This window comes from Aquicoccus porphyridii, assembly GCF_008369105.1.
GTDB classification, from domain to species: Bacteria; Pseudomonadota; Alphaproteobacteria; order Rhodobacterales; family Rhodobacteraceae; genus Aquicoccus; species Aquicoccus porphyridii.
Genome location: NZ_VINQ01000051.1, coordinates 1 through 1,671 on the forward strand (window position 1 = coordinate 1; position 1,671 = coordinate 1,671).

Here is a 1,671-nt window from a genome sequence, read left to right on the forward strand (position 1 = left end):
CGGCCGAGGCTGTGTGGAAACTCCAACATGTGGTATGCTTGTTGCGAGATGGGAGTGCATGTATGTCAGGTTTCATCGGTGGTGTTGATCGCGATCAGGTCACGCTGTTTCCGGAACGTCTTGAGGATTGGATTGGCGAGGACCATCTGGTTCGGGTGGTTGATCTGTTTGTCGATCAACTTGATCTGGTGGATCTCGACTTCGCGCGCACGGCCCATGCGCGGACCGGGCGACCCGGTTACCATCCGTCCGTTCTGCTGAAGCTGTTCATCTATGGCTATCTCAACCGGGTTCCGTCCAGCCGCAGGTTGGAGCGCGAGGCCGGGCGCAATGTCGAGGTGATGTGGCTGATCGGACGATTGGTGCCAGATCACAAGACGATTGCGGATTTCAGACGTGAGAACGGCGCCGCCATCCGCAAGACCTGTGCGCAATTCGTGGAGCTCTGCCGCCGGATCGGCACGCTGAAAGGCGAGTGCGTGGCCATCGACGGTAGCAAGTTCAAGGCGGTGAACAATCGCGACAAGAACTTCACCAAGGGCAAGATCGCCAGCCGCCTCGCGCACCTGGAGGCTGATGTCGAACGCTATATCACCGAGATGGTGCGCATCGACCGACAGGACGAAGGCGGGGTGCGGACCGAGAATGTTGCGCATCTGGCGCAGCGATACGGGCGCCTGAAGCAGGAGATCGAACGCCTCAAGACGCTGGACAAGGCGCTTGCCGATGCTCCCGACGGCCAGATATCCCTGACCGATCCGGATGCGCGCGCCATGGCCACCAGCGCGCGCAACAGCGGGTTGGTGGGCTACAATGCACAATGCGCCGTGGACACCGAGACCCATATCATCGTCAGCCATGACGTCACGAACAAGGGGTTCGACCGTGACCAGCTCAGCCCGATGGCGATTGCCGCCAAAGAGGCGCTCGGACGCGATGAGCTGCATGCCCTGGCCGACAAGGGCTATTTCAGCGGCGTCGAGATTGCCGCCTGCGACAAGGTCGGCATTACGGTGACCCTGCCGCGCCCGGAGACCTCCGGCAATCGCGGCAAGGGCATGTATGTAAAAGCCGACTTCAAATACGATCCTGCGCGCGATATCTACATCTGCCCGACCGGGGATGAGCTGATCTACCGCTACACGCGCGAGGAAGACGGGCTCCAGGTCCGGCGATACTGGACCAACGAATGCCAGCATTGCCCCGTGAAATCACGCTGCACCACGGGCAAGGAGCGCCGCGTCACCCGATGGGACTATGAGCATCTGGTGGACGAGATGCGCGATCGCCTGCGCAGCGCCGCTGATCCGATGACATTGCGCCGCAGCACGGTCGAGCACCCTTTCGGCACGATCAAGGCCTGGATGGGCTCAACCCATTTCCTGATGCGTCGCCTGAAAAATGTCAGGACCGAAATGGCGCTGAACGTGCTGGCCTACAACATCAAGCGCATGGTCGCCTTGGTCGGGATCAAGGGGCTGATGGCGGCTATCCCTGCGTAATCCGGGTAAATATTGGCTGTAATCCACGGCGGTGTGCGCCAAGCCTGCTCCGAAGCCCTCGGAGGCATCAAAACCGCCCCATGCGACCAATATGAGCCGATATCAGCAAGCTGGCTGAAGTTGCGCCCCGGAAGGCTGTAGCCGTCGAGTTTCCACACAGCCTCGGCCC

Annotated in this window: 1 protein-coding gene; it reads left to right on the forward strand. The window is 60.8% G+C overall.

The features are described 5' to 3' along the window. The first annotated feature begins 62 nt into the window (after positions 1–62). On the forward strand, positions 63–1,502 hold the full coding sequence (locus tag FLO80_RS21650) for an IS1182 family transposase (RefSeq protein WP_149187114.1): 1,440 nt from the start codon (positions 63–65) through the stop codon (positions 1,500–1,502). Positions 1,503–1,671 lie beyond the last annotated feature (169 nt).

Bases quoted from the DNA above. Each gene is read 5' to 3' on its own strand.
- FLO80_RS21650 (WP_149187114.1), top strand. From the start codon at position 63: ATGTCAGGTTTCATCGGTGGTGTTGATCGCGATCAGGTCACGCTGTTT.